This is a genomic window from Saccharothrix tamanrassetensis (genome assembly GCF_014203665.1).
Taxonomy (GTDB): Bacteria; Actinomycetota; Actinomycetes; order Mycobacteriales; family Pseudonocardiaceae; genus Actinosynnema; species Actinosynnema tamanrassetense.
The window spans coordinates 322,257-346,437 of the sequence record NZ_JACHJN010000006.1 but is presented as its reverse complement, the minus strand read 5'-3'; the positions used below and the strand labels follow the sequence as shown (position 1 = coordinate 346,437).

Here is a 24,181-nt window from a genome sequence, read left to right as displayed (position 1 = left end):
GAGCCCGTGCGGAAGCCGAGCGAGCAGCTTCTCAGCGAGGATCCCCTGGCGGGACCTTCGCGTGAGCACGCCTACAGCACCGCGTGAGCACGCCGAGGGCGCTGAGTGAGCACGCCAACGGAGAGGCTTGGCCGGGCGCGCTGAGGGGTCCGCCTGTCAGGCGGACCCCTCAGCGGTGGGAGATCAGACCGACTGGGTGCGCAGCACGGACACCGCCGCGCCCCGCGCGCCGAACCACTGCTCCAGCTCCGTCCCGTCCAGCTTCAACCCCGGCACGACCTCCACCGGGCCGAGGATGGTGCCGGTCATGCCGGCCACCACGGTGTCGATGAGGACCGAGTCGCGGAACGACGTGGTCGCCACGGCCGTCCCGGACAGGTCGGCGCGGGTGAAGTCGGCGCGCAGGAACGTCGCGTCGGTCAGGTCGGCGCGGCGCAGGTCGGCTTCGGTGAAGCGGGTTCCGATCGCTTCGGCCTTGGTCAGGTTGGCGCCGATGAGCTGGGCGCGCACGAAGCTGGCGTCGCGCAGGTTGGCCTTCACGAAGTCGGCGTCCACCAGGTTCGCCCGGATGAACCGGGTCTCGTCGCAGTGCGCCGCCCAGAACTCCACGCCGCGCAGCACCGCGTCGGCCAGGTTGGCTCGGCTGAACCACGACTCGACGAACGGGCCGCCGGACAGGTCGGCGCCGCGCAGGTCCAGGTCCAGGGCGTAGAGCGGCTGGTCCGGGTCGGTCAGCCACTGCCTCAGGACTTCCGCCGCCTCGGCGGAGTCCGGCCACCGCAGGGGCTGCCAGGGCTCACGGGTAGAAGATGACTCGGGCACCCCAACCCTCCTTGTCCACGATGGCCTTCACGTTGGCGATGTCGGCGGCGCTGGCGTTACGGGTGTCCAGGATGACGTTACGCCCCTTGCCGAACTGCCCCTGGACGGTCTCGCGGAACCACTGCTCGTTGTACGCGTCGGTGTAGGGGCGGCTGTTGCGGACGTGGTCGGGCACGTCCGGCGGCCAGTCGGAGTTGATGCCCTTCATGTCCCAGTGCTGCCCACTGGAGTCCACCCAGTCGCCGCGACCGGACTGGAGGTTGCCTGCCGCGTCCTTGGGCCGTTCGAACGGGCCGTAGCCGCGTTCCTCCAGGTCGAACGCCACCCGCGCCTCGTCCTTGGAACCGGGGCGGACCTTGCCCTTGTGGTCCGGGTCGCGGGCGGTGTCCTGGAACCGCTCGGCGTTCTTCGCCTCCAGCTCCTTGAGGTGCTTGTCCAGGGCCGCTTTCTCGGCCTTGGTGAGCTCCGGGTGGGGCTGGGTGAGGTCGGTGGGACGCCGGCCCAGCGGGTGCGGGTCCGGGTCGCCGGGGGTCGGCGGCGGGTTGGTGTCGCCGGGCGGCTTGTTCGAGCCGCCGCCGCTGCCGTCGGTGGGCGGGTTGGTCGTGCCGGTGCCCGAGCCGGACGTGTGCGTGTCACCGCCCTGTGGCTTGGGCGGGGTGTCGACCGTGCCGCCGGTCGTGCCGGACGTGTTGGTGTTGCCGCCGGTCCCGCCGGTGTCGCCGCCGTGGGTCTGCGGGGGCTTGGAGACCGGCGGGTTGCCGCCGTTGGTGCCCGTGCCCGACGTGTTCGTGTTCCCGCCCGTGTCACCGCCGTGCGTCTCCGGCGGTCTGGACACCGGCGGGTTGTTCCCGCCCTGCGTGCCGCTGGTGGACGTGTCGCCCGTGTCGCCGCCCTTCGGCTTCACGTCGGTGTTGCCGGGTTTCTTCACCGGATCGGGCGGCTTCGGCGCGCCGGGGCCGTCCGGGGCCTTGCGCAGCGCTTTGAGGCCGCGCTTGATCAGCTCCCAGACCTCGTCCAGCCGGGACAGCAGCGGGCGCAGCCGGGCGATCGAGCGCAGCAGCAGGGTGACCTTGTCGGCGATCTTGGCGACCCACTTGGCGATGATCGCCACCGCGGACGCCACCACGTGCGGCGTGGCGAAACCCAGCGTGACGGCCTCCTCGGCCAGCCACAGCGGGATGCGGGCGACCAGCGTGGCCACGCACTCCGCGATCAGGTCGCGGACCAGGCCGCGGACCGTGCCGACCAGCACGCCGGAGACCTCGACGACCAGGCCGATGGTGCCGGAGCAGCTCGCGGCGGCCGCGATGTGCCGGGACTGGCCGGCGATGGAGGCGCGGTAGGCGTCGGCGGACGCGCCGGTCCACCCCGCGGCACCCCGGTTCACCTCGGCCACCAGGGTCTCGTTCGCCCGGCTCACGGCCTGCGACACGTTGTTCCACGTCTGCGCGTAGGCCGCGATCTGGTCGGCGTCGCCGGCCAGCCAGTTCAGCGCCTGCCGCAGCGGGCCGATGTGCTCGATGATCCACGACACCGCGGCGGCGATCAGCGAGCCGAACGGGTCGAGCACGAACGACAGCGCCTCCAGGCCCCCGCCCGCGAGCGCCAGCCCCTGGTCGACCCAGGTGCCGTTCGCGAACGCCTGCCGGAGGTCCTCGGCGGCTTCGATCGGGCCGATGCCGGTGTAGTCCTTGGTCGAGTCCTGGCGTTCGGCCACCAGCGGGTTGTTCACCTGGTGCCCCCGCGGAAGGTCTGCGCGTTGCCCTGCTCGACGGTCTCGTAGTCGTTCGCGGTCCGCTTGACCGTGCCGATCGTCTCGGCGACGGACTGCGCCACCTCGGCCAGCGCGTGCACGCCGGCGCCGGCGACGAACGTCATCATCGGCGGCAGCATCCCGCAGGTCTTGCCGTAGGCCTGGCCGGACAGGCTCACCTGCTGCGCCGCGTCCAGCGCCTGGTGGAGCTGGTCCTCCACCCCGCGCAGCCGGTCGGCGTGCCCGCGTAACTCCTCGACCAGGACCTGGTAACCCTGATTCACCCAAAACCCCCTACTCGGTGACGGAAGGACCGTCCCAGTCCTCGTCGTCCTGAACGGGCCGCCGGGCAGGCGGCGGTGCCGACGGCCGCACCTGGTCCGCCCACGGAGGGGTGTCGGACGAAGGTTCGGGGAAACGCTGCCGGTACGACGACACCAGCGCGTCGACGGTTCCCGGCTCCTCGACGCCGACCGCCGTGACGATCTCGGACACCGCACCGGCGATCCGGGACTGCGCCCGGCGCATGGTGGTCATGATCGACGCGGCGAGCGCCGCACCGGACACCTCGCGGGCCTTGTCGGAGATCTCCAGGTTCTCCAGCGCGCCGGACGCGGCCACGGACAGCCGCACCAGCCCGTCCCGGGACACCTCGTTGATCTTGACGTCCGCCACCTGCCGGCTCAGCACCTGGTACTTCTCGGCCTTCGCCGCGACTCCGGCCGCCCACCGGGCGATTTCCTGCTCCGTGCGCACCTCGTCGCCGCCGAACACGGGATCGGTCACCCCACGCCCCCTTCTCCTGCCGGCTGATCGTCCGCGGGCCGCGTTCCGTTAGCCGCCGCGGGGTTGGACGGCCGTGGCGCGCGGCGGTTCCCGGCGTGATCGGGTCGCGACCCGGAAAGTTCCGCGCCGGCCGCCTTCCGGCGACCGGCGTGGGCGCGAGTCGTCAGGCGGGCTGGCAGGTGGGGCACCAGAACAGGTTGCGGCCGGCCAGTTCCGCCACCGCGACCGGCGTGGCGCACAGCAGGCACGGCAGGCCGGCCCGCCGGTACACGTAGACCTCGCCGCCGTGCCGGTCCCGGCGGGGCGCGCGGCCGGTGACCTGGGGCAGGTGCTCCGGGCGGACGGTGTCGATGCGGCCGACCTTCACGCCGTCGCGCATCAGCAGCACCAGGTCCGCCCACAGCACGTCCCACAGCGCGCGGTCGATCCGGTTGCCCGGTGTCATCGGGTGGATGCCGTGCCGGAACAGGACCTCCGCCCGGTAGACGTTGCCGACGCCCGCGACGACCCGCTGGTCCATCAGCAGCACGGCGATCGGCTGGCGGGACTTCGCGATCCCCCGGTAGGCGAGTTCGGGCTCGGCGTCGCGGCGCAGCGGGTCCGGGCCGAGGCGGGCGTGCAGCGCGGCGACCTCCACGTCGGTCAGCACCTCGCACCGGGTCGGGCCGCGCAGGTCCGTCCAGTGCGTCGCGCCGACCATCCGCATCCGGACCTGGCCGACCGGCTCCACGACCGGGTGCTCGAACTCGGTGAACGTGCCGTACAGGCCGAGGTGGACGTGCACGGTGGCGTCCGGGCCGTAGACGTGGAACAGGTGCTTGCCGTGCGCTTCGGCGCGTTTCAGCACCCGTCCGTCCACAGCGGACGCGTCGAACCTGCCCTGTGGGCTGGAGACTTCGACGGGGCGACCCGCGTAGCGGCGTCGGTGCAGCTTGGCGAGCCGGTGCAGGGTGTGGCCTTCAGGCACGGAACGGCACCACCGAACACAGGTGGGTGCGCACGGTCAGCCGGAAGTCCTTGCGCAGCAACCGTTCCGCCAGCTCGACGGCACGCGGCCGGTCGTGCCGCGCGAGCACCGCGCACAGGTCGGCCAGTTGCAGCACGCGGTCGAAGTCGGCTTCGTCCGAGCGGTCCACGCCCCGGTCGACGGTCGTCGCCAGCGCGTCGGCCACCGCGGGCTCGTCCGCCGCGTACGCCAGCTGCCAGTCGAAGAACAGCTCGTCGCCCAGCCCGACCAGCGCGGTCAGCGCCGCGATCCGGGCCTCCTCGCCCCCGTTCGGGATGGTGAACCGCCTGCCCTCCGCCACCGCCGCCGCCAGCTCCGGGAACGTCCGGTCACGGCCGTCGTGGTCGGTGAGCATGCCCAGCCACGGTGATCGCCGGCCCGCCTCGGCGGTCGCCTCCACCACCGGGTAGACCGGCGCGTGGCCCCACGACGCGAGCGCCTGCACCGCCAGGAAGCGGTGGTAGCGCCCGGTCGCGGCGTCGGCGAGCACGGCGCGCAGCCCCGGCACCCGGGCCAGGTACCGGGGGTCCGCCGCGGCGGCGTCGATGACGGTCTCCGGGTCGGCGGTGAACCCGCCGTCGATGTCCTCGAACAGCAGCTCCCGGATCATCAGGGCAGCGCCGGTGCCTCTCCGGTGCGCTCGTAGTCGCTCAGCATCGCGATCCGACGGGCGTGCCGCGGCTGGTCGGAGAACGGGGTGGCGAGGAACGCGTCGACGATCGCGGTCGCCTCCTCGGCGGTGTGCATCCGGGCACCCACGCCGATCAGCTGCGCGTTGTTGTGCTCGCGGGCGAGCTTCGCGGTCTCCACGCTGTAGGCCAGCGCGGCCCGGGCACCGGGCACCTTGTTGGCCGCGATCTGCTCGCCGTTGCCGGAACCGCCGATCACCACGCCCAAACTGCCCTCGTCGGCCACCACGCGGCAGGCCGCCTCGATGCAGAACGGCGGGTAGTCGTCCTCCGCGTCGTACTCGGCGGGGCCGACGTCCACCACCTCGTGGCCGGCTTCGGTCAGGTGCTCGGCGAGCCGGCTCTTCAGCTCGAAGCCCGCATGGTCGGATCCCAGGTAAACGCGCACGTCGTGGAAGTCTGCCATCCTTGCGCGGGTGTTCGGACAAGAGGGATGCCGGCTGCGGCTGGAATGGGGGGACGAGGGCGTCACCGCACTCGGCGGGCTGTGCGCGGTGCTGGTGATCGTGGACGTGCTGTCGTTCAGCACGGCGACGGACGTCGCGGTCGGTCGGGGTGCGTCGGTGCGGCCGGTGCGGTGGGCCGACCGCGAACGCGCCACCGCGCCCGCCGACCCGTCGTGGTCGCTGCGGCCGTCGTCACTGGTGGACCTGCCCGCCGGCACTGAACTGGAGCTGCCGTCACCCAACGGGGCGACGTTGTGCGATCTGGCGGCGGACACCGGGTCGATCGTGCTGGCCGGGTGCCTGCGCAACGCCCGTGCGGTCGCCGCGGCTGCCCGCGAGCTGGCCCGGGGCGGGCCGATCGGTGTCGTCGCGGCGGGCGAGCGGTGGGGCGTGCGCCTGGACAGCCCGGCCCGGCCGCACCGGGGACCGCTGCGGCCGGCGGTGGAGGACCAGCTCGGGGCGGGTGCGGTGCTGGCGTCGCTGCTCGGGTACGGGTCGGCGTCGGTGGAGGCGGCCGTGGCGGCGGAGATGTTCGCGCGGTCGTCGGTGGAGGACGTGCTGGCCGGGTGCGTGTCCGGGCGGGAGCTGATCGCGGGCGGGCACGGGGCGGACGTGGAGCTGGCGTCCCGGGTCGACGTGAGCACCGCCGTGCCGCGCCTGGTGGACGGGGTGCTGCGGGGGTGATCGCCGGGGTCGACGGCACGCCCGGCGGCTGGGTGGTGGCGCTGGTGGCGTCCCGGGCGCGGGTGCGGTGGCACCGGGTGGCCTCGGCCGCCGAGGTGGTGCAGCTGACCGCCGGCTGCGACGCGGTGGGGGTGGACATGCCGTTGCGGCCCCCGGCGACCGGGTACCGGGCGTGTGACGTCCGGGCTAGGGAGCTGCTGGGGGCGGCCCGGTCGTCGATGTTCTTCGCACCCGTGCGGGCCGTGCTGGGGTGTGCGACCTACGCCGAGGCGTGCGAGGTGTCACGGGCCTCGCACGGCAAGGCGATCAGCAAGCAGGCGTGGCACATCGTGGCGAAGATCCGGGAGTGGCAGCTGGAGCTGCCGTCCAACGTGGTGGAGGTGCACCCGGAGACCACGTTCCGGGTGCTGGACCCGCGCGTGACCGACTCGAAGCGGTCCACGCGCGGGGTGGCGCAGCGGCTGATCGCGTTGCGCGCCTTCGTGGACGTGCCCGACGTGCTGGCGGACCTGCCCGTCGGGCCGTCGGTGGACGACGTGCTGGACGCGTTGGCGGCGGCCTGGTCGGCTGCGCGGTGGTCCACCGGCGAGTCCCGATCGCTGGGCGACCCGCCCGCGCTCATCGAGGTGTAGCGCCGGTCTGCGCGCCGACCCACGTGCCGAGCTCCACCCGGTTGGTCACCGCGACCTTCGCGTAGATCGCGGTCAGGTGGTTCTCGACCGTTGACACGGACAGGTGAAGTCGGCGCGCGATCTCGTGGTTCGGGTGGCCCTGGGACACCAGCAGCGCGATCTCCCGCTGCCGTGGCGAGAGGTCCACCAACGTGGCGTCGGAAGCCTTGCGCCGGTCCACCTCGGGGCTCAACGCCAGCGCGTACACGGAGTCCCGGTTGGCCATCGCCATCCCGCGGTCGTACGCCCGCTGGTAGCGCGCCGCACCCAGCCGGGCCACCACGATCGCGTGCGCCTTCTCCCGTTCCCGCCGGAACGGCACCAGGCCCGCGATCGCGACGCCCGTCGCCTTCTGCATCCGCACCGCCGCGCCCAGCAGCTCCGCCGTCGTCTCCAGCACGTCGGACGCCGCCTCGTCCTGCTCCACGACCCCCGCCAGCGCCCACGCGATCGCCTCCGACGACCACGTGCCGCCCCACTGCTCGCGCAGGTCGATCTGGAGTTCCAGGGCGGCCCGGAACCACGTCACCGCCTCCACGGGCGCACCGTGCCGCAACGGGGCCAGGCCGCGCGCCCACAGCGCCCAGCTGATCGCCCACTGCGCACCCGCCGCCCGCGCTTCGGCCAGGTAGTCCTCGGCGGCTGCGATGCCGGTCGCCTCGTCACCGTAGAAACCGGCCGCGAGCGCCCAGATCAGCTTGAAGTTGCCCCGGTCGCCGTGGAACTCCGGCCCCATGCCCCCGAACAGCTCCACCGCCCGCCGCAGCAGCCCGATGCACCTCGGGTCGCCGTCCACGAGCATCGCGTACGCGCCTTCGAACAGCACCACGGGCGCGATGTCGTCCCGGTCGCCGACCAGTTCACGGCAGTGCTCCAGCAGCACGCCCGCTTCGCGCTGCGACCCCTGGCACAGCATGATCCAGCCGAGCAGCGCGGACGAGCCGATCCGCTCCGGTGTCGGCTCGACGGGCGTGAGGGCCAGCAGGCTCCGGAACAGGCTGCGGAACTCGCCGAGGAGCGCGAAGAAGAACTGCAACCTCAGCCGGGCCAGGTCGTGCAGCAGGGCGAGGCCTGATCCGGCCCGGTCCGGAGACGCGGCGCAGTGGTTCAGCGCGGCGCGGAAGTTCGGCATCTCGTCGTAGCCGCGCTTGAGCAGCCGGACCTCGTCGGCGGAGTACCAGGTGGTGGCGAGTTCGGCGGCCAGACCGCGGAAGAACCCGAAGTGCGCGTCGCGCAGCCGCTGCTCCTCCCCCAGCGCGCGCAGCCTGCGCTGGCCGTACTCGCGCACCGGCTGGAGCTGGTGGTAGCGCCCGTCGCGGCCGGCCATCACCAGTGACTGCGCCACCAGGTCGGCCAGCAGGTCCATCACCTCCTCCTCGCCGATGCCGTCGCCCGAGCAGACCTTCTCGGCCGTGCGCAACGAGAAACCGCCCGCGAACACGGACACCCGCGCCAGCAGCCGCTGCTGCTCGTCCGAGCACAGGCCGTAGGACCAGTCCAGGGTCTGTTCCAGGGTGCGGTGGTGCGGTCGCACGCGGCGGGTGCGGGTGGCCAGCAACCGCCCGCCGTCCAGCCGGTCCAGGATCTCCCGGGGTGCCATGCCGCCGCCCAGGCGGACCGCGACCAGTTCGAGCACCAGCGGCAGTCCGCTGGACCAGTCGACCAGTTCGCCCAGCGCGTCCCAGTCGTCGTCGGCGGTGATCCTGCGGCCCGCCGCTTCGGCACGCCGAAGCAACAACCGCATGGCGTCCGACAGCGCGGAACCCGTCCACCCGGCGTCGGTTCGGCCGGCGTCCGGTTCCCCGGTGGCGCGCCGGTCGGTGTCCGGGCGGGTGGACAGCGGCGGCACCAGCACGGTGTGCTCGCCCGCGATGCCCAGGTACTGGCGGCTGGTGGCCAGCACGCGCACGCCGGGCGCCTCCTCCAGCAGCACGGCGCACAGGTCCCCGACGGCTTCCCGGAGCTGTTCGCAGTTGTCGAGCACCAGCAGGCGTTCCTCGTCCCGCAGGAAGTCGACCAGGACGTCGAGCGGGTCGGCGCAGGACTGGTCGGCGATGCCCAGCGCCCGCACCACCTCCCGGCCGAGCTCGTCCGGCCGGGTGGCGTCGCCGAGGTGGGCGACGGCCACTTCCCGGTCGGGCTCGGCGTCCCGGCACTCGCGGGCCACCTCCAGCGCCAGCGCGGTCTTGCCGACCCCGCCGGGCCCGGCGAGCGTCACCATCCGGCTGGTGCGGCGCAGTCGTTCGGCGGTCTCGGCGACCAGCGCGTCCCGGCCGACGAGTTCGGTCACCGACGCGGGCAGGGCCGCGCGGGTCCGTCCTGTCGTCATCGTCCCCCCCGTGCCTCCCAGGAGGCGACCGCGAAAGCTTAGGGGGCCCGGCGACCCCCGGTTGCAGATGTGCGGAGTTCCCCGGTATCCGGCCTCGGGCACGGGCGGCAGGCTTGGGGAGTCCCGGAAACGGGACCGGCCGTGTGGTGTTCCGGGGCTGCTCTCCCCAGCAGCGCGCGGCGGGCGGACGCGGTGGTCCTTCACGGTGCGAACCCAGCGAAGCCGTGAACGCGCAGCCCGTCGGGCGGACCCGGAGCGGGCACGGCGGTGAGGGGGGATGCGATCGGGGTCTCGCGGGCCGTCCCAGCCGGCGAGCCCCGATCGACCCGCCGACCCGCCGACCCGCCGCCGACGTCGATCCGGCACGGCGGGCGAGGCCGGGATGCGAGACCCGCTCACGTCGCTTCGCCGGACCCGTGCCCGACCGGACCCTTGCCGGACCGGGCCTGTGCTCGACCGAACCTGCCGGCGACCCGCGCGTGGCGGGCCGGGGCGGTCCCCGGAGGTCAGCGTTGGATGGACTTCACCTCGGTGAACTCGTCCAAGCCGAAGCGGCCGAACTCGCGGCCGTTGCCGGACTGCCGGTACCCGCCGAACGGTGCGCTGGTGTTGAAGGCCGCCCCGTTGATGTCCACCTGCCCGGTCCGCATCCGCCGGGCCACCGCGAGCGCCCGGTCGGCATCGGCCGAGAACACCGCCCCGCCCAACCCGTAGATCGTGGCGTTGGCGATCCGCACGGCATCGTCCTCGTCGGCGTACGGCAGCACCGACAGCACCGGTCCGAAGATCTCCTCCTGCGCGACGGTCATGTCCGCCGTGACATCGCCGAACACCGTCGGCGCGACGTGGAAGCCCCGCTCGGTGGGCGCCTCCGGCCCACCCAGGGCCAGCGTCGCCCCCTCCTCCACACCCCGCCGGACGTACCCGACCACCCGGTCGCGCTGCGCGGCGGACACGGCCGGCCCGATCCGGGTCGTGGGCACCGCCGGGTCTCCGGGCACGTACTTCGAAGCGGCCGCGACCGCCTGCTCCAGCGCCTCGTCGTGCCGGTCGGCGGGCACCAGGAGCCGGGTCCACGCGCTGCACGCCTGGCCGTTGTTCATGAACGCGTTGGCCACGCCGATCTTCACGGCACGCCCCAGGTCGGCGTCGTCGAGCACCACGTTGGCGGACTTCCCGCCCAGCTCCAGCGCGACGCGCTTCACCGTCTCCGCCGCCAGCGCGGCGACCCGACGCCCGGCGCGCGTGGACCCGGTGAACGACACCATGTCCACCATCGGGTGAGATGCCAGCGCCTCACCGACCACCGGCCCCGCGCCGTGGACCACGGAGAACACCCCGTGCGGCACACCGGCCGCGGCGACGACCTCCGCCAGCAGGTCGGCGGTGAGCGGGGCGAGTTCGCTGGGCTTGAGCACGACCGCGTTGCCCGCCGCGAGCGCCGGCACGACCTTGGCCACCATCTGCTGGAGCGGGAAGTTCCACGGCGTGATCGCCCCGACCACGCCGACCGGCTCGCGCAGCACCAGCGAGTTGCCGATCTCGGCGTCCTCGAAGTACCCGTTCTCCAGCGCCTCGGCGATCCCGTCGGTGATCCCCACCGGGTTGGGGACCTGCACCTTCGTCGCGAACGTGATGGGCGTGCCCATCTCGGCGGTCATCGTCGCGGCCAGTTCGCCCGCCCGCGCGGCCAGCCCTTCGGCGATCCGCCGGACGGTCTTGGCGCGCTCGTCGACGGAGGTCGCGGCCCACGTCGGGAAGGCGGCGGCGGCCCTGGTGACGGCCGCGTCCACCTCGCCGGGCGTGCCGGCGTGGACCGTGCCGATGACCTCTTCGGTGGTCGGGTTGACGACCTCGATCATGACCTGACTCCCGCGTGGATGTGACACCCTGAGGCAAATTGAGCCCCAGAGTGTCACATCGGCCTCGTCAGGAGAAGTCCGGTTCCTCCGTCCGGGTGCGCTTCAGCTCGAAGAACTGAGGGAAGCTCGCCAGCGCCACCGCGCCGTCGAACACCCTCAGCGCGTCCTCGCCCCGCGGGATCCGGGTGAGCACCGGACCGAAGAACGCCACGCCGTCGATGTGGATGGTGGGCGTGCCGACGTCGTCGCCGACCGGGTCCATGCCGCGGTGGTGGCTGGCCCGCAGCTCCTCGTCGTACTCGGTGGAGTGCGCGGCGGCGGCCAGCTCGGCGGGCAGCCCGACCTCCTCCAACGCCAGCTTGACGACCTCGTCGTAGTCCCTGATGCGTTCGTGGTGGATGCGGGTGCCCAGCGCCGTGTACAGGTCGCGCAGCACCTCGTCGCCGTGGTGCCGGGCGGCGGCGATGGCCACCCGGACCGGACCCCAGGCCCGGTCCAGCAGGTCGCGGTAGCCGGCGTCCACGTCCCGACCGTCGTTGAGCACCGACAGGCTCATCACCCGGAAGTCCAGGTCGAGGTCGCGCTGCCGCTCCACCTCCAGGATCCAGCGGGAGGTGATCCAGGCGTACGGACAGACCGGGTCGAAGTAGAAGTCGACCTTGGTGGTGCCCTGTGCCGACATGGTGCGTTCTCCTCGTGCTAAGGCGGTCGGATAGCGGCCCGCCATTCCGGCGTCCCCTCTTGCCAACTCGCCGATCGCGCGGAGTCTTCCCTCGGACGGAGTCCACTTATCCCCGTCTCACGTGATTGGATGCGACTGTCGTGTTCACCGACACGACACCTTCCCCGTTCCGACGAGGTCGGCGCCAAGCCCACGAGGCGCCGGCAGACGAGGTGACCAGTGGCGGCACCCAACCTCACCCGCGACCAGGCGCAGCAGCGGGCTGCGCTGCTGGAAGTCGACTCCTACCGGATCGAGCTGGACCTGACCGACGGTGGCGGCAAGCCGGGCTCGGACACGTTCCGCTCCACCACGACGGTGGTCTTCCGCAGCCGGACGCCCGGCGCGTCCTCGTGGGTCGACATCGTGGCCGCCATCGTGCACCGCGCCGTCCTCAACGGGGTCGAACTCGACGTCTCGGGCTACCGCGAGGAGGACGGGCTGCCCCTGCCCGACCTCGCGGAGGTCAACGAGCTCACCGTGGAGGCCGACTGCCGGTACATGAACACCGGCGAGGGCCTGCACCGGTTCGTCGACCCGGTGGACGGCGGCGTCTACCTGTACTCGCAGTTCGAGACGGCCGACGCGAAGCGCATGTTCGCGTGCTTCGACCAGCCGGACCTGAAGTCCGTCTACGACCTCGCGGTGACCGCGCCGGCGGACTGGAAGGTCATCTCCAACGCCGCCATCGCGTCCACTGCGGACGGTGTCGGCGGCGCGGACAGGCACGTCTTCGAGCAGACCAAGCCGATGTCCACCTACCTGGTGGCGCTGGTGGCTGGCCCGTACGCGGAGTGGCGCGACGAGTTCAGCGACGGCGAGACCACCATCCCGCTGGGCATCTACTGCCGCGCGTCGCTGGCCCCGCACATGGACCACGAGCGGCTGTTCACCGAGACCAAGCAGGGCTTCGGTTTCTACCACCAGGCGTTCGGCGTGAAGTACCCGTTCGGCAAGTACGACCAGTGCTTCGTGCCGGAGTTCAACGCGGGCGCGATGGAGAACGCGGGCTGCGTGACGTTCCTGGAGGACTACGTCTTCCGCAGCCGCGTCACCCGCTACCTCTACGAGCGGCGCGCCGAGACCGTGCTGCACGAGATGGCGCACATGTGGTTCGGCGACCTGGTGACCATGCGCTGGTGGGACGACCTGTGGCTGAACGAGTCGTTCGCCACCTGGGCGTCCGTGCTGGCGCAGGCCGAGGCGACCGAGTACCGGCAGGCCTGGACGACGTTCGCCAAGATCGAGAAGTCCTGGGCGTACCGGCAGGACCAGCTGCCCTCGACGCACCCGGTGGCCTCCGACATCCCCGACCTCCAGGCGGTGGAGGTCAACTTCGACGGCATCACCTACGCCAAGGGCGCCTCGGTGCTCAAGCAGCTGGTGGCGTACGTGGGCCTGGAGAACTTCCTGGCCGGCCTGCGGGTCTACTTCGCCAAGCACGCCTGGGGCAACGCGACCCTGGCGGACCTGCTGGGCGCGCTGGAGGAGGCCTCCGGCCGCGACCTGTCCTGGTGGAGCGCGCAGTGGCTGGAGACCACCGGGCTGAACCTGTTGCGCCCCAAGTACTCCGTCGACGCGCAGGGCCGGTTCACCGAGTTCGCGGTGCTCCAGGGCGGTGCCCGGCCGGGTGCCGGCGAGCTGCGCACGCACCGGCTGGCGATCGGCGTGTACGACTCCGGCGCGGACGGCAGGCTGGTGCGCACGCACCGGGTGGAGCTGGACGTGTCCGGCGAGCGCACCGAGGTCCCGGACCTGGTCGGCGTGCCGCGCGGCAAGCTGGTGCTGGTCAACGACGACGACCTGACCTACTGCACGATGCGGCTGGACGAGCACTCGCTGGCGTCGCTGGTGGACCACATCGCCGACATCGCCGAACCGCTGCCCCGCACCCTGTGCTGGTCGGCGGCGTGGGAGATGACGCGCGAGGCGGAGCTCAAGGCGCGCGACTTCGTGAACCTGGTGCTCGGCGGCCTGCACGCGGAGACCGAGGTCGGCGTGGTGCAGCGGCTGCTGCTCCAGGCCCAGACCGCGCTGTCGTCCTACGCGGACACGTCGTGGCGGGACGAGGGCTGGCGGCGGTTCGTGTCCAAGACCCTGGAGCTGGCGCGCGCCGCCGAACCGGGCTCCGACCACCAGCTGGCGTTCGTCAACGCGCTGGCGGGCTCCGTGCTGGGTGACGAGGGCCTGGCCGTCGTGCGCGGCTGGTACGAGGGCACCGACGTGCTGCCGGGCCTGGACGTGGACACCGACCTGCGCTGGCGGTTGCTCCAGGCTCTCGTCGCGCACGGCGAGGCGGGTTTGGAGGAGATCGCGGCGGAGGAGGAACGCGACCCCACCGCGACCGGGCGCCGCCGCGCCGAGTCGTCCCGCGCGCTGCGCCCGACCGTGGAGGCGAAGACCGAGGCGTGGGATCGCGCGGTGAACGACGACGAGCTGCCGAACGCGGTCAGCGAAGCCGTCATCGCGGGCATCCAGCACCCCGGCCAGAAGGCGCTGCTCCAGCCGCTCGTGACGCGGTACTTCGCGGACGTGGCCGACGTGTGGGAACGCCGTTCCAGCGAGCGGGCGCAGTCGATGGTGGTCGGCCTGTTCCCGTCGTGGTCGATCGCGCAGGACACCGTGACGGCGGCGGACGCCTGGCTGGCCGAGGAACGCCCGCCGGCTCTGCGGCGGCTGGTGTCCGAGGGTCGTGCGGGCATCGTGCGCGCCCTGGCTGCCCAGGAGTTCGACCGGTCCTGACAGGACAGACGGATGTGAGGGGTCCTTTCGTTGCGGCGAAAGGACCCCTCGCCGTTCGTTCCGGGGTGCCGGGGAGGACTCGAACGACGAAGGCCGCACCCGGAGGGGTGCGGCCTTCGTGTGTCGGGGGAAGGTCAGGAGCGGGGCGCCTGGCCGGCCTGGTCGGTGAGCATGCGCAGGCCGCTCAACAGGCCACCCGAGAGGTCGCCTTCCTTGAACGACGCCACCATGCTCATCACGGCGAGCTTCGCGCCGCGGTCGGCGAGTCGGCGGTGGGACTCCTCGCCGGTCACGACCTCCACCGCGCGCTCGCCGGGCGACACGGCCACCAAGACCGCGTGCGACGGGCGCGGGGTGGCCGCGTGCAGTTCCTCCGCCTGCGCGCGGGTGTCCGGGCCGAGCGCACCCAGGTACACGCTGAAGTCCAGGCCGGTCGTCCGGCTGGCGAGGGTCAGCGCCTCGTCCAGGGACGCCAGCTGCTGCGGCGTGAACGGCAGGCTCGGCGCCTGCGGCGAGTACATCCTGGCGGCCGACACGCGGCCGCTGTTGGTCACGACCGCACCCTCTTCGAGCGTGGCCGGGTCGACGCGGGTGATCTCACCAGCTGCCACGGGCACCTCCCCTGGCAGTCGGGCCCGAGGCCGCGGCGGTCTCGGCGTGGTGGTCGGCGTGGTGGTCGGCGGACAAGCCGCCGGGGTTGGCGCTCCACCACACGGGTGCGTAGCCCCATTCCTGGCCCGGGCGGTACCGCACGATGCGGGTGGCCTTCGGCCTCAGCGTCAGTAGCGTGATCACGCCGTAGATGGCCAGCGGGATCAGCGCGAAGACGAGCACGGTCTCCACGATGGTCACGGCGGTTACGGTAACCGATCCACCCGGTCACGTCCGGGCGAGGGGGCGGGCAAGCGCCACGGCGGTGAGCACGACGACCCCGCCGGCGACCAGGTACACCGTGCCGAGGGACGTCGCGGCGGCCAGCGGACCCGCCAGACCGGCCCCGATCGGCGACAGCCCCCACGCCAGCACCCGGTACGCACTCGTCACCCGACCCATCAGCGGGGTCGGCGTCAGCCGTTGCCGGCGGGTCGCGGACAGCACGTTCCAGCCGGCCGACGCGAGCCCGAAGCAGAACACCGCCGCGATCGCCACCGGCAGCAGCGGCACCGCCCCGAACACCGCGAACGCCACGCCCAGCAGTGCCAGCGCGCCGACCATGACCGGCGCGTTGCCCAACCGGGGTGCCAGCGCCGGGCTCAGCCGTGCGCCGAGCAGCGCCCCGAGCGCCATCACGACCACCAGCCACGGCATGAGCTGCTCGGGCATCCCCAGCACGTTGACCGAGTAGAGCGCGAGCATCGCGTTGACCGCCGCCGCGCACACCGCCGAGATGCCGACCGCCAGCACGAGCACCCGGAGCCCGCGGGTGTGGACCAAATGCGAGGCTCCCTCTACCAATTGAGACCGCAAAGTGCCGAGTCCGGTGTGCCCCTCGCGGGGGACCTCGGGGAGCCTCAGGACGAAGAACGTCGCGACCACGAACGTCAGCGCGTCCAGCGCGAAGCACGCCGCCGGGTTCCACCAGAACAGCAGGCTCGCCGCGAGCGGCCCCGCCAGGTCCATGCCGACCGTCTCCGCGGTCACGAACCGGCCGTTGGCCTGCTCCAGGTCGTCGGGTCCGGCGATCTCCACGAGCAGCACCTGGGACGCGGTGTCCGCGAAGGTTTCCGCACTGGTGAGGAGAAAGCCGGCCGCGCACAGCACCGCGACCGACGCGCTGTCCGTGAAAACGGTGTAGGCGAGCAGGCCGGTGACGACGGCCCGGAACGTGTGCGCGACGGCGACCACCAGGCGAGGCCTCCAGCGGTCCACCAGGACGCCCGCCGGGAACGCTACCACCAGCCACGGGAGGACCACCGCGACGGCCACGGCAGAGGCCGCTAGGGGGCTTCGCGTGCTGACCGCCGTGTACAGGGGCAGGGCCACGGTGCGGACCCCGTCGCCGACCAGAGAGGTCACCCACGCGCCGGTCAGCAGGCGGAATTCCGCCGTGCGGACACCCTTGACGCCGATAGCTCTGCCCACGCGTGACGACCCGTCTGTGATCTGGACGACTCAAGACTCAGACATGACGTTACGCACGGTGTCCATAGTTGCCGAAAGTAGTAACCGAACGGTTCTACTGTCGCAGTGAGTACACCCGTACGGCCTTCCCCCGGAAGGAGGCGAATGGCGGCCGGTTTGGCGTCTTGTCCTCCGACCACTCGGCTTCTAGCTTTTCACCTGTACGGGTCTTGCGCATCCCTTTCCGGATACTAATTCCCGCCCGATGAGTCTCGGAGGACACGACATGTACACCGTGAACCGCAACCAGGCCGCCACTCTCACTCGTTCGTCGTACACCCGGATGGACGATCCGGTTACGCCTGTTCAGCGCCCGGATGTGACCTCCAACTCGGTGCGCATCACGGCGGCCCACCCCGTTCGGAGCAGTGCCACAGACCTCGTTCGGCCTACGCCTGAGGACTCCGTCCGGATCACCGCGCTGCGCGACTCGGTCCGCATCACGGCCCGCGACAGCGTGCGGATCACCGCTGCGGACTCGGTTCGGATCACCGCACGCGACTCCGTCCGCATCACTTCGTTCGGCTCGGTCCGGATCACCGGTCGGGATTCCGTGCGCATCACGAACCGGGACTCGGTGCGCATCACGAACCGCGACAACGTACGCATCACGGCGCGGGACAGCGTCCGGATCACGGCTGCCGCGCGGGACTCGGTGCGCATCACGGCGCGGGACAGCGTGCGCATTACCGCTACCGCTCCCGACTCGGTCCGGATCACGTCCCGGGACAGTGTCCGGATCACGGCGCGGGACTCGGTCCGGATCACGGCCGCGGCTCCCGACTCGGTCCGGATCACGGCTCGCGACAGCGTGCGGATCACGGCGCGGGGCTCGGTGCGCATCACCGCGCGGGACTCTGTCCGGATCACGGCTCGGGACTCCGTCCGCATCACCAGCCAGGATTCGGTCCGGATCACGAACCAGGACTCCGTGCGCATCACGGCTCGGGACAGCGTGCGCATCACCAGTCAGGACTCGGTCCGGATCACCAACCAGGACAGCGTGCGCATCACGGCTCGGGACTCCGTGCGCATCACCGCGCGGGACAGCGTGCGGATCACGGCGCAGGGCTCGGTACGCATCACCAGTCAGGATTCGGTGCGCATCACCGCGCAGGACGACCTCGCCCTGGCGGCCTGACCTACGCCGCCGGCTCGCCCAGGTAGGGCAGCCACAGCGGGTCGGCCTCGGTGACGCCCGCCAGCAGCCGCCAGTGCGGCCCGCGCGGCGCGTTCGGCACGACCCGGAGACGCCAGCCCAGTTCGGACAGCAGCTTGTCGGCCTTGCGGTGGTTGCACTTCGCACAGCAGGCCACGCAGTTCTGCCAGGAGTGGGGCCCGCCACGGGAGCGCGGCACCACGTGGTCGATCGTCTCGGCACGTCCACCGCAGTACGCGCACCGGTAGCGGTCCCGGTGCATGAGACCCGCGCGGGTCAGGGGCACCCGTCCCCGGTACGGCACCCGCACGTAACTGCTCAGCCTGATCACCGACGGCACGACCACCGCGGCCGTCGACGAGTGGACGACGGCACCGTCCGGGTCGCCGTGCACCACCTCTGCCTTCCCGCACACCACCAGGACCACCGCGCGCCGCAGCGGCAGCGCGGTCAGCGGCTCGAACGTGGCGTTCAGCAGGAGCACCTTCCGCCTTCCCCAAGGCAACACCACGGGCGCCGGACCGGCTCCCTCCCCGTCCACCACAGCGTGCACGACAGGCTGTTTTTGGCCGGACGGGGCCAACGGCGCGAGCCCGGCGTTCGCCAGGGCGCCGATCGGGGTGGGTTGTCGGTCTGGCACGCGACCACCTCCACCGGTTCAGGCATAGCAGACCACAGATCGACCCCAAAAATCACGTGTGATACGTGACGCGTCATGGAGTCGCGGTCGAAACTTCGGTGAACGGCCCCCTATCGGACATGGTTTTCAGTTCCCGCGCTACGCTCGGCGGGGTGACGGACCCTTCCCCCGCAGCACTGCCTGCGACGATCACCTACCCGGCGGCAGAACGCCTCGACCTGGTCGAGCACCTGCACGGACACCCGGTGGCCGACCCGTACCGCCGGCTGGAAGACCCCACCGATCCTCACACCATCGAGTGGTCCGCGAAGCAGGACGCGCTCGCCCGCGAGTGGCTCGACGTCCTGCCCGGACGCGCCGCGCTCGGTGAACGGCTGGCCGAGCTGATGCGCACCGGTTCCGTGGGCACGCCGGTGTGGCGGGCCGGGAGGGCGTTCTACTCGCGGCGCGGCCCGGACCAGGACTACCCCGTCCTCTACGTGCTCGAGGACGGGGAGGAACGGGTGCTGCTCGACGTGACCGCCCTCGACCCGTCCGGACGCACCACCCTCGACCGCTGGTCCCCGTCCGTGGAGGGCACGCGGCTGGCGTACCAGGTGTCCGTCGGCGGTGACGAGCACTCGCTGCTGCACGTCCTGGACGTGGTCACCGGCGAAGTCCTCGAAGGCCCCATCGACCGGTGCCGCTACTCCCCCGTCGGCTGGCTGCCGGGCGGCGAGGAGTTCTTCTACGTGCGACGACTCGACCCCGAGCTGGTGCCCGAGGATGAACGCCAGTTCCACCGCCGGGTGTGGCGGCACCGGGTCGGCACGGATCCGGCAACGGATGTGAACGTTCACGGCGACGGCTTGGACCACACCTACTACTACGGGCTGTCCGTCACGGACGACGGGCGCTGGCTCATCGTCAACGGCGCTCCGGGCACCGTGCGGCGCGACTCGGTCTGGATCGCGGACCTGCACGGGACGGGCGAACTCCGCCCGGTCATCACGGCGGACCAGGGCGCGCAGTGCTCGGCGTGGGTCGAGGACGACCGGCTCTACCTGCGGACGAGTCTCGACGCGCCGCGCTTCCGGCTGTGCGTGGCGGACCCGGCTCGACCGGCGGAGTGGACCGAACTGGTGGCCGAGCAGCCCGACTCGGTGCTGGACGCGGCGACGTGGCTGGACGGCACGCTCGTGCTGCTGCGCACCCGGCACGCGGTGTCCGAACTGCACCTGCACGATCCGGCGACCGGCGAGCACCGGGGCGCGATCCCGTTGCCGGGCACCGGGTCGCTGCACGGGTGGTCCACTGTGGATCGTGCGACTGAGGTCGACCGGGATGTCCTCTGGTTCGGTTTCTCGGATTTCGTGACACCGCTGTCGGTGTACCGGTTCTCGCTGTCCGAAAACGACACTACGCTGCACGCCGCTGCCCCGGGGACCGTCGAGCTCCCTTCGGTGACGACTCAGCAGATCTGCTACGAATCGGCGGACGGCACGACCGTGCGGATGTTCGTGGTGTCCGAGGAGCAGCACCCGGACCTTCCCCGGCCTGCTCTGCTGACCGGCTACGGCGGCTTCGCGGTGGGGCGCGGGCCCGGCTACAGCGCCACCACGCTGGCGTGGGTGGAAGCGGGAGGCGTGTGGGTGCACGCTTCGCTGCGCGGCGGGGACGAGGAAGGCGAGGAGTGGCACCAGGCCGGGATGCGCGAGCGGAAGCAGAACGTCTTCGACGACTTCCACGCCGCAGCCGAGAAACTGGTCGTCGACGGGTGGACCACGCCCCAGCAGCTGTCGATCATGGGTGGCTCCAACGGCGGGCTGCTGGTCGGTGCGGCGATGACGCAGCGGCCGGAGCTGTACGCGGCCGTGGTGTGCTCAGCGCCACTGCTGGACATGGTGCGGTACGAGAACTTCCTGCTCGGGCGGTTGTGGGCGGAGGAGTACGGCAGCGCGTCGGTGCCGGAGGAGTTGGCGTGGCTGCTGTCCTACTCCCCGTACCACCGGGTGCGCCCCGGCGTTGAGTACCCTTCGGTGCTGTTCACGGTGTTCGAGTCGGACAGCCGCGTGGACCCCAACCACGCCCGCAAGATGTGCGCCGCGCTGCAACACGCGACGGCGAGCGATCCGACGAAGCACCCCGTGCTGTTGCGCCGGGAGACCGAGGTGGGGCACGCGGGACGGTCGGTGAGCCGATCGGTGGGACTGGCCGTGGACCAGTTGACCTTCCTGGCCGGGGCGACGGGGCTGGAGTTCGCCTGAGGGGGAACGCCGTGGGGCGAACGCCGCGGGGGAACGCCGTGGAGGGGAAGGCCGTGGAGCGCAAGGCCCTGAAGAGAATGCCCTGCAAGGGGATGTGTTGAGAGAGAACGAGGAGGAGTGAGTCGGTGGACGTGGAGTCGACGCTGGCAGTCGAGTGGTGGGTGACCCACGGGCCGAAGATCGCCGAAGGCGCGTTGCGGATCGCGCTGACGGTGCTCATCGCCGTGGTGGTCCGGTACCTGCTTCGGCGGCTGATCGATCGGCTGACCAGGGGCTCGGAAGGGCGCAAGCCCAAGCTGCTCAGGCCCCTCCGGGAACGCGCGCCGCAGGCGCTCGGCGTCCTGGTGTCGGAACGGCGGGAACAGCGGGCCAAGACCATCGGGTCGGTGCTCAAGTCCGTCGTCACGTTCGTCGTCTTCGGCGTGGCGTTCATCCAGGTGCTCACCGAGCTGGGGATGAACGTCGCGCCGATCCTGACCTCGGCGGGGATCCTCGGGGTCGCGATCGGGTTCGGCGCGCAGAACCTGGTGAAGGACTTCCTGTCCGGCATGTTCATGATGCTGGAGGACCAGTACGGCGTGGGAGACGTGGTCGACCTCGGGCCGGCGACGGGGACCGTGGAGTCGGTGGGGCTGAGGATCACCACCATCCGGGACACCAACGGGACTGTCTGGTATGTCCGGAATGGTGAGATTCTGAGGGTCGGTAACTCCTCGCAGGGGTTCGCGGTCGCGGTTGTGGACTTGCCGCTGGCTTACGGGGCGAACCTGGCTTCGACCACGGACGTGTTGACCACGGCGGTGGACAAGGCGGTGGCCGAGGAGTCGATGGCCAAGGACGTCATCGACAAGCCGCAGGTGCTGGGGGTGGAGAAGGTCACACCCGACGGGATCACCATGCGGGTCACGGTGAAGGTGCGGCCTGGGCGGCAGTGGGCTGTGCAACGGGCGTTGCGGGCGAAGCTGATGCCGGCCTTGGAGGATGCGGGGATTTCGCTCAACAAGTCGTGAGGGACTGGCTGGTGTGGGCTGGCTGGCGGGGGGCTGGCTGGTGGTCGGTGCGGGGAAGGGTGTGAAGGCGTCCTCGCCGGACGGGCTGGCCGCCAAGGATCTCCACAAGAGCCCTTCAAAGCTCTTCGAGCTTTGGAGGGCGGTGGTCTGCGTGTCATCCCCGTATGGCCTGGTCGGAGACAACCACATGCGTCAAGGGCAGATCGTGAAGCGTGTGCGGTGGTCGCGGGTTCGATCTGCCCTTGACACATGCGGTTCGCTGACGCGCAGGCCATACGGGGATGACACGCAGGGGCAGAGGTGTGCGCTGGCGCGCAGGCCGGGGGCAGGTGTGCGCGGGGTTGGTGGGTGGGGCTGGGGGCGTGAGTCGACCTGGTGTGTGTCGCAAGGCAGGATGGTGGGGTGAGCAGTGCCGAGAACTTCTACGAAGCGGTGGGTGGGTACGAGACGTTCCGCAAGATCGTCGCGCGCTTCTACGAGCAGGTTGCCGACGATCCTGTGCTGCGTCCCCTCTACCCGGAGGAGGACCTCGGGCCTGCTGAGGAGCGGTTCCGGTTGTTCCTCATGCAGTACTGGGGTGGGCCGCACACTTATTCCGACCAGCGGGGTCACCCTCGGCTGCGGATGCGGCACGCTCCGTTCGTGATCGGTCCCATCGAGCGGGACGCGTGGTTGCGGTGCATGAGGGTTGCGGTGGACGAGGCGGATCTCACGCCGGAGCACCGTGACCAGCTTTGGGCCTACCTGGAGATGGCCGCGAACAGCCTGATGAACGCCTGGGCCTGATTGTTGATCACTCGAATGGGGACGGGGTTGGCTTCGCGGGTGGCAGGATGACGTCTCGTGCGACGATCCTCCGACCTTCAACCAGAGATCGCCGACGAGTCCGCCTGGTGGCGTGACGCCGTCTTCTACCAGGTCTACGTCCGGTCGTTCGCCGACTCCGACGGGGACGGGGTGGGCGACCTCGACGGCATCAGGTCCCGGCTCGGCTACCTCGAACTGCTCGGCGTCGACGCGTTGTGGCTGACGCCGTTCTACACGTCGCCGATGGCCGACCACGGGTACGACGTGGCCGACCCCCGCGACGTCGACCCGCTGTTCGGCGACCTCGCCGCGTTCGACCGACTGGTCGCGGAGGCGCACAAGCACAACATCCGCGTCACCGTCGACCTCGTCCCCAACCACACCAGCGACCGGCACGAGTGGTTCCAGGCCGCTCTGCGCTCCGCGCCCGGCAGCTTCGAGCGGGACCGGTACTTCTTCCGGGACGGGCAGGGGTACGACGGCTCGCAGCCGCCGAACAACTGGACCAGCGTGTTCGGCGGGCCGGCGTGGACCCGGGTGCCGGACGGGCAGTGGTACCTGCACCTGTTCGCGCCCGAGCAGCCCGACCTGAACTGGGACCACCCGGAGGTGCCCGCCGACCTGGTGCGCACCCTGCGGTTCTGGCTGGACCGGGGCGTGGACGGGTTCCGCATCGACGTCGCGCACGGCATGGCCAAGCCGTACGGGCTGCCGAACATGGACCCGCGCGCGGCTCAGGGCTCGGGTGTGATGCACGACAACTCGCTGGACCCCCGGTTCGACAACGACGCGGTGCACGAGGTGCACCGGCTCATCCGCAAGGTCGTGGACGAGTACCCCGGGCGGATGGCCATCGGCGAGATCTGGGTCAAGGAGGACGAGCGGTTCGCTCGCTACATCCGGCCCGACGAGCTGCACCTCGGCTTCAACTTCCGGCTGGTGGAAGCACCGTTCGACGCGGACGCGGTGCGGTCGGCCATCGAGCACTCGTTGGCCGCTGTGCAGCCGCACCGGACCCCGCCGACCTGGACGCTGTCGAACCACGACGTGCCACGACACGTGACCCGGTACGGCGGCGGTGCGCTGGGCGTGCAACGTGCCCGTGCGATGGCGCTGGTGCAGTTGGCGCTGCCGGGCGTGGTCTACCTGTACAACGGCGAGGAGCTGGGGCTGCCGAACGTGGAGCTGCCCGAGTGGGCGCTCCAGGACCCGATGTGGGTGCGGTCCGGGCACACCGAGCGGGGACGGGACGGCTGCCGCGTTCCGCTGCCCTGGGAGGGCGACACGCCGCCGTTCGGGTTCTCGACGGGGGCCGGCACCTGGTTGCCGCAGCCGAACGAGTGGGCGGGGCTGACCGCCGAGTCGCAGCTGGAGGACCCGGAGTCGATGCTGTCGCTCTACCGGCACGCCGTGGAGCTGCGCAAGACGCACGGTTCGATCAGCGGTGAGGAAGTGGAGTGGTACGGGGCACCGGCGGGGTGCTTCGCGTTCCGGCGGAAGGGCGGCGGGCTGATCTGCGCGCTGAACACGTCCGGTGGACCGGTGCCGTTGCCGCCGGGTGAGGTGCTGCTGTCGAGCGGGCCGATGGATGGCGACCAACTGCCGCCGGACACGGCTGTGTGGCTCGTCTGAGGAACGTCCCGGCGATCGAGCTTCAACGGCAGAGGCCCCGACCTGGTTGGTCGGG

22 protein-coding genes are annotated in these 24,181 nt (G+C 71.5%); 8 read left to right on the top strand and 14 right to left on the bottom strand.

Annotated elements, in window-relative coordinates; all coding sequences use genetic code 11:
• Positions 1-183 precede the first annotated feature (183 nt).
• From FHS29_RS21115 to FHS29_RS21085, 7 genes are all read right to left on the bottom strand, one after another.
• Positions 184-822: a pentapeptide repeat-containing protein gene (locus tag FHS29_RS21115; protein ID WP_184692955.1), complete on the bottom strand. Its 639-nt coding sequence runs from the start codon at positions 820-822 to the stop codon at positions 184-186.
• Complete coding sequence (locus FHS29_RS21110) at positions 797-2,554, bottom strand: WXG100 family type VII secretion target (RefSeq protein ID WP_184692953.1); 1,758 nt, start codon at positions 2,552-2,554, stop codon at positions 797-799. The genes FHS29_RS21115 and FHS29_RS21110 overlap by 26 nt, the downstream gene beginning before the upstream one ends.
• A complete protein-coding gene (locus FHS29_RS21105; protein WP_184692951.1) occupies positions 2,551-2,859 on the bottom strand; it encodes an ESX-1 secretion-associated protein in 309 nt (102 codons plus the stop codon). Before FHS29_RS21105 ends, FHS29_RS21110 begins: the two co-directional genes overlap by 4 nt.
• A 10-nt stretch (positions 2,860-2,869) precedes the next feature.
• Positions 2,870-3,361, bottom strand: coding sequence for a YbaB/EbfC family nucleoid-associated protein (locus FHS29_RS21100; RefSeq protein ID WP_184692949.1), 492 nt, complete (start codon positions 3,359-3,361; stop codon positions 2,870-2,872).
• 163 nt (positions 3,362-3,524) lie between these two features.
• Complete coding sequence (locus FHS29_RS21095; RefSeq protein ID WP_184692948.1) at positions 3,525-4,328, bottom strand: Fpg/Nei family DNA glycosylase; 804 nt, start codon at positions 4,326-4,328, stop codon at positions 3,525-3,527.
• A complete protein-coding gene (locus FHS29_RS21090; RefSeq protein ID WP_184692946.1) occupies positions 4,321-4,977 on the bottom strand; it encodes a hypothetical protein in 657 nt (218 codons plus the stop codon). The genes FHS29_RS21095 and FHS29_RS21090 overlap by 8 nt, the downstream gene beginning before the upstream one ends.
• Positions 4,977-5,444 (bottom strand): ribose-5-phosphate isomerase, encoded by a 468-nt coding sequence (locus tag FHS29_RS21085; protein ID WP_184693342.1) that lies wholly within the window; start codon positions 5,442-5,444, stop codon positions 4,977-4,979. Before FHS29_RS21085 ends, FHS29_RS21090 begins: the two co-directional genes overlap by 1 nt.
• Before the next feature lie 28 nt (positions 5,445-5,472).
• On the opposite strand from FHS29_RS21085, the gene FHS29_RS21080 reads away from it, so the two are divergent.
• The gene (locus FHS29_RS21080; RefSeq protein ID WP_312865027.1) at positions 5,473-6,186 is read left to right on the top strand and encodes a 2-phosphosulfolactate phosphatase; all 714 of its coding nucleotides are present in this window, start codon (positions 5,473-5,475) and stop codon (positions 6,184-6,186) included.
• Positions 6,183-6,818 carry a DUF429 domain-containing protein gene (locus FHS29_RS21075; protein ID WP_184692944.1) on the top strand — a complete coding sequence of 212 codons (636 nt, stop codon included), beginning with the start codon at positions 6,183-6,185 and terminating at the stop codon, positions 6,816-6,818. Before FHS29_RS21080 ends, FHS29_RS21075 begins: the two co-directional genes overlap by 4 nt.
• On the opposite strand, the gene FHS29_RS21070 is transcribed toward FHS29_RS21075, so the two are convergent.
• The 3 genes from FHS29_RS21070 to FHS29_RS21060 all read right to left on the bottom strand — a co-directional run bounded on the left by FHS29_RS21070 (position 6,805) and on the right by FHS29_RS21060 (position 11,730).
• A complete protein-coding gene (locus FHS29_RS21070; RefSeq protein ID WP_184692943.1) occupies positions 6,805-9,186 on the bottom strand; it encodes a LuxR C-terminal-related transcriptional regulator in 2,382 nt (793 codons plus the stop codon). The two genes, FHS29_RS21075 and FHS29_RS21070, sit on opposite strands and share 14 nt — an antisense overlap.
• Positions 9,187-9,692: 506 nt before the next feature.
• Positions 9,693-11,048 carry an aldehyde dehydrogenase family protein gene (locus FHS29_RS21065; protein WP_184692942.1) on the bottom strand — a complete coding sequence of 452 codons (1,356 nt, stop codon included), beginning with the start codon at positions 11,046-11,048 and terminating at the stop codon, positions 9,693-9,695.
• 67 nt (positions 11,049-11,115) lie between these two features.
• Positions 11,116-11,730, bottom strand: a complete 615-nt coding sequence (locus FHS29_RS21060; RefSeq protein ID WP_184692941.1) for a mycothiol-dependent nitroreductase Rv2466c family protein — start codon at positions 11,728-11,730, stop codon at positions 11,116-11,118.
• Between the two features lie 219 nt (positions 11,731-11,949).
• Between FHS29_RS21060 and pepN the strand changes: the two genes are divergently transcribed.
• Positions 11,950-14,511 carry an aminopeptidase N gene (gene pepN, locus FHS29_RS21055; protein WP_184692940.1) on the top strand — a complete coding sequence of 854 codons (2,562 nt, stop codon included), beginning with the start codon at positions 11,950-11,952 and terminating at the stop codon, positions 14,509-14,511.
• Positions 14,512-14,645: 134 nt separating this feature from the next.
• Here pepN and FHS29_RS21050 read toward each other — a convergent pair whose 3' ends face one another.
• The 3 genes from FHS29_RS21050 to FHS29_RS21040 are packed head-to-tail and all read right to left on the bottom strand — an operon-like array spanning position 14,646 to position 16,593.
• The gene (locus tag FHS29_RS21050) at positions 14,646-15,122 is read right to left on the bottom strand and encodes a DUF5130 family protein (protein WP_184692939.1); all 477 of its coding nucleotides are present in this window, start codon (positions 15,120-15,122) and stop codon (positions 14,646-14,648) included.
• On the bottom strand, positions 15,109-15,363 hold the full coding sequence (gene ctaJ, locus FHS29_RS21045) for an aa3-type cytochrome oxidase subunit CtaJ (protein WP_184692938.1): 255 nt from the start codon (positions 15,361-15,363) through the stop codon (positions 15,109-15,111). Before ctaJ ends, FHS29_RS21050 begins: the two co-directional genes overlap by 14 nt.
• Positions 15,364-15,390: 27 nt before the next feature.
• Positions 15,391-16,593 (bottom strand): MFS transporter, encoded by a 1,203-nt coding sequence (locus tag FHS29_RS21040; protein ID WP_184692937.1) that lies wholly within the window; start codon positions 16,591-16,593, stop codon positions 15,391-15,393.
• A 265-nt stretch (positions 16,594-16,858) separates the two neighbouring features.
• Here FHS29_RS21040 and FHS29_RS21035 point away from each other — a divergent pair, with 265 nt between their 5' ends.
• Positions 16,859-17,773 carry a DUF2345 domain-containing protein gene (locus FHS29_RS21035; RefSeq protein ID WP_184692936.1) on the top strand — a complete coding sequence of 305 codons (915 nt, stop codon included), beginning with the start codon at positions 16,859-16,861 and terminating at the stop codon, positions 17,771-17,773.
• 1 nt (position 17,774) lies between these two features.
• On the opposite strand, the gene FHS29_RS21030 is transcribed toward FHS29_RS21035, so the two are convergent.
• A complete protein-coding gene (locus FHS29_RS21030) occupies positions 17,775-18,431 on the bottom strand; it encodes an HNH endonuclease (protein ID WP_184692935.1) in 657 nt (218 codons plus the stop codon).
• A 152-nt stretch (positions 18,432-18,583) separates the two neighbouring features.
• On the opposite strand from FHS29_RS21030, the gene FHS29_RS21025 reads away from it, so the two are divergent.
• The 4 genes from FHS29_RS21025 to FHS29_RS21010 all read left to right on the top strand — a co-directional run bounded on the left by FHS29_RS21025 (position 18,584) and on the right by FHS29_RS21010 (position 24,126).
• The gene (locus tag FHS29_RS21025; RefSeq protein ID WP_312865026.1) at positions 18,584-20,677 is read left to right on the top strand and encodes a prolyl oligopeptidase family serine peptidase; all 2,094 of its coding nucleotides are present in this window, start codon (positions 18,584-18,586) and stop codon (positions 20,675-20,677) included.
• 125 nt (positions 20,678-20,802) lie between these two features.
• On the top strand, positions 20,803-21,687 hold the full coding sequence (locus FHS29_RS21020; protein WP_184692933.1) for a mechanosensitive ion channel family protein: 885 nt from the start codon (positions 20,803-20,805) through the stop codon (positions 21,685-21,687).
• A 402-nt stretch (positions 21,688-22,089) separates the two neighbouring features.
• Positions 22,090-22,473, top strand: a complete 384-nt coding sequence (locus FHS29_RS21015) for a globin (RefSeq protein ID WP_184692932.1) — start codon at positions 22,090-22,092, stop codon at positions 22,471-22,473.
• Positions 22,474-22,530: 57 nt separating this feature from the next.
• Positions 22,531-24,126, top strand: a complete 1,596-nt coding sequence (locus FHS29_RS21010) for a glycoside hydrolase family 13 protein (RefSeq protein ID WP_184692931.1) — start codon at positions 22,531-22,533, stop codon at positions 24,124-24,126.
• Positions 24,127-24,181 lie beyond the last annotated feature (55 nt).